Annotated in this window: 3 protein-coding genes; all 3 read left to right on the forward strand. The window is 51.5% G+C overall.

The annotated features are described in order from the left end of the window. The first annotated feature begins 331 nt into the window (after positions 1-331). The gene (mobH, locus tag AB6E51_RS24005) at positions 332-2,182 is read left to right on the forward strand and encodes a MobH family relaxase (RefSeq protein WP_372102018.1); all 1,851 of its coding nucleotides are present in this window, start codon (positions 332-334) and stop codon (positions 2,180-2,182) included. Further along, the gene (locus AB6E51_RS24010) at positions 2,179-2,718 is read left to right on the forward strand and encodes an STY4526/YPO1902 family pathogenicity island replication protein (RefSeq protein ID WP_372102017.1); all 540 of its coding nucleotides are present in this window, start codon (positions 2,179-2,181) and stop codon (positions 2,716-2,718) included. The genes mobH and AB6E51_RS24010 overlap by 4 nt, the downstream gene beginning before the upstream one ends. 18 nt (positions 2,719-2,736) lie before the next feature. Next, on the forward strand, positions 2,737-3,367 hold a 631-nt coding region (locus AB6E51_RS24015; protein ID WP_372140267.1), incomplete at its 3' end, for a PFL_4669 family integrating conjugative element protein.

Genomic DNA, 3,367 nt, shown 5'->3' on the forward strand with positions numbered 1-3,367 from the left:
TTTCCAAGTTCAAACGGAAAAAGTGAAAGCATACTTAACTGCCCTTAGCCTACATCGCTTTGGTGCTATCAAACCTGACGAGCCCCGCGCTCGACTTAGCGTCATGCACGAACTGTGCTGTGTCGCCTACCAATATTCAGAGTACAGGGCTATCACGCCTTGATTTTTTCGTCTCTGTTACTTTTATTTCGTGCATGAAATGGGTTCAAACCTAGGGGTCAGTGTTTTTGCCTCAAGCGGTTTTGAGCGGCATTGTATGCAACGAAATGTTTGTGATACTGTATGTCCATACAGTATTTGTGGTTTTGATAGGTCAGAAGGTAAGATAAAGATGTTTCAATCAATTAAACGGTTCATTGATTGGCTTTACGCAGATGAACAACACAATCAATCCGATGTATCTCCCTCTGGTGCGCTGAGCGCTCCAGAGGGTTTTGTGCTGCCTGCCACTCGGGCTGAGCTTGAACACGACGAGATTATCCAGGACAAACTCCGCGTCTTAAAACGCAGCGGCCTTGCGCTGCCGTTTGAGGTGTGGCCTGAGTTTGTCGTCGATACGGTCGTGAACTACGCCATGTGGTGTCAAGATATCCCTGCTTCAGAAAGTTATCACCACACAGGTAAGCGCGGTTTACTGCTTCATAGCCTCGATGTGGCCATTTACGCGATGCGCCTGCGTCGCAATGCGATATTACCGCCCAATACCCCACCCGAAGAGGTGATCCACCGTGAAATCGTGTGGGTCTATGGCGTGTTTTTATGCGCGCTACTGCACGACTCAGGCAAGATCAATGATGTAGACGTCGAGTTGTATCAAGAAGGCGGGGAGGGGGAGCGTTGGAGTCCAGTGATGGGCGCCATCGACAGACCGTACCGTTGTCGTTACAACAAAGCACGCCAGTACTCGACGCACCAATATATGGGCCATACCCTACTGACTCAATTGCTCAGTTCTGACGCCATGCTGGCTATCTCCAGCGACAAAGCCCTGTTTCACACCATGGTTGAGTACCTATCAGGTCATAAGAACCCTGACAATGTCATTGAGCAAATCGTGACGCAAGCGGACGCGGCCAGTGTGGCGCAAGACTTGGGTGCCGACAAAGAGGGGATCAATCTCGCCGCGGAGCAAGCGCGCGGGGCGACGGTGTCTCTGGCGGGGCAACTCAAGCTGACTTTATCGCACCTTCTGCAAAGCGCGACCATCCCACTGAACAAAAAAGGCGCCGAAGGTTTTGTGGAGGGGGAGCTCCTTTACTTGATGAGTAAGCCCATTGCTGACCGTCTACGCAGCACGCTGCTTGAGCGTGGCATCACCTCTGTCCCTTCGGACAATTCCCGTCTGTTTAACGAGCTGCAGCAACACCAACTCATTCGTCCGAATGCCGATGACCTAGCGATTTGGAAGTGTGAGGTGCTGCTCTCTGAGTTTGACTGGCGCCAAACCTTTACCTTTATCTGTGTGCATTGGCCGACATTCGCCCCAGAAGCAGAGCTGGAGAGCTTGGTGGGACACATTCTTCCCGTTAAGGGAGAAGCTGAGGGAGAAGCCACGTCTGCTCAACCTCAGCAACACAATCATGTGGATGAAGACGCGCCAACGACAGACACCACTCACATTGAAACGCCGCTCAACAGTGACGCCATCAGTGATGACCTTATGGCTTTCATGCAGCCAGCTATGACGCAGACTACATCGCCCATCGAGCAAGAGGATGAAGCCGCGTTGGAAGCGTTAAACGCTGAGCCCGTGTCCACGCCTGAGTCCAGCGAGCCTCACGCTCTCCTGCAGAAGATAGATTTGAGAGAGACCCACGGTGAAGACTTGGGCCGCGCTTTCTACGAATGGTTAGATTCAGTCCTTAAAGGCGGCGTGCACCCGGTGAACCGTCAAGACGCGTTATTCCATCGCCTTGAACAAGGTTTGTTTGTGGTCTCGCCTGGCGCCTTTCGTACCTTCATCGATGAGCGTTGCCAGTACGCCAAAGCCAACAGTTACAGCGAGGTTCAACAAGGGTTGCAACCTCTAAAGCGTCATATCGTCACGAAAGAGGCGCGTAACGTACACAAAGCGCGAATTCAAGACTCTACGAGGACACTGAACGGCTTTTTGTTTCCTTTGACCGAAGCGTGGGAAACTCGCTACGCGGTCAATCCACTTGTGATGTTGGAGGGGGTATGAACATGAAAAAAGACGATCTTACCAGTGAAGTGCATTGGGCCGTTCTTAGCCACCTTGCGCATATGGCTTGTACTGGACAAGACATGGCACTGATGTCAGCGGGGTTTGATGCGAAATTAATAGGTCAATTGAAGAAGCAGTCTTTTTCTGAAATGAGGGCGCTTTCTCAGACTATCTGTGGACGCCAATGTGCTATCGATATCGACGCGCTTCGCCATGCCCTGGAAGTCTCAGAGATCCCTAATGAGGTGATTGTTTTTTTGCAACTTGGCTGCAGCAATAAAGCGTTGTCGCATTTCTTTTTTGTGAACGGAAAAGTGTCTTCGCATTGGCGAAAAATGGTGAAGCCGAAAGAGGCGTTCAGACAGCGATGCGTTCCTCCCTCGCAGATTCATGTGTTATGGAAAGCATTGGAGCAACTACCTATTAATAACGCCCAACGGATTAATCAAGAGCAAATAGTCGCTGTGGCACAGCAATGCCAACTGAGCATTGGGGCGATATGGGCTGAAATTTGTGATGGTAGTCAACATTAGAAAAGTGGGATAAAGAGCATGAGCAATAAAAAGCAGCAAAGCAACAAAATGGGGGGCTTGATGGCCAGCGCCGAGGTGCAATTGCACAGCGTCGAAACCGTCAAACTGTGGAATCCATCGAGACGGAGCAAAGCCCCCGGTGTTGGGTTGTTTTTTAAACGTCTCTCGACACTGGAGCATGCAGCGCGCCATGACGATCCCTACGCGGATTTTGCCTTGCTTGAAATCGAGCGCGCCATCAACGCGGCGTTTGCTCTGTGCCAATCCACGCTCGATGTACTGCCTAAGCGCAATAGCTCTCGCATTTTGTATCATGAGACCTTGAGCCGCGCGCCGGTGAAAAAGTCGGTATCGGTCAAGACGCGCTTTGGTTGGCGTCTTCTGGCGCTGTTAGAGCAATTCGATATTGCCATGGTGCAGCTATCAGACGCGCACTTTAAAGCGCAGATGGCCCGCAGTGAATTTGAACAACATCGCCTCGCGTGCTTGAAAGCCCTGCGTGGGATCATTTCAATGAGCGTCACCTTTCAGCATTCCGGGGTGACCCGACAAGATGTGACGGACAACAATGCGAAAGCGCAAGCCGCTCAGGCTAAGCTCGGCGCTATCCCTTTTGAAGTCCTTGAAGGGGTCGAGCGCGCGGAGTTTG

This window comes from Vibrio sp. 10N.247.311.47 (assembly GCF_041467535.1).
Classification (GTDB): Bacteria; Pseudomonadota; Gammaproteobacteria; order Enterobacterales; family Vibrionaceae; genus Vibrio; species Vibrio crassostreae_C.

What these genes read in the sequence shown, in the direction of transcription:
- mobH (WP_372102018.1), top strand. Translation starts at nt 332, where the DNA reads ATGTTTCAATCAATTAAACGGTTCATTGATTGGCTTTACGCAGATGAA.
- AB6E51_RS24010 (WP_372102017.1), top strand. Translation starts at nt 2,179, where the DNA reads ATGAACATGAAAAAAGACGATCTTACCAGTGAAGTGCATTGGGCCGTT.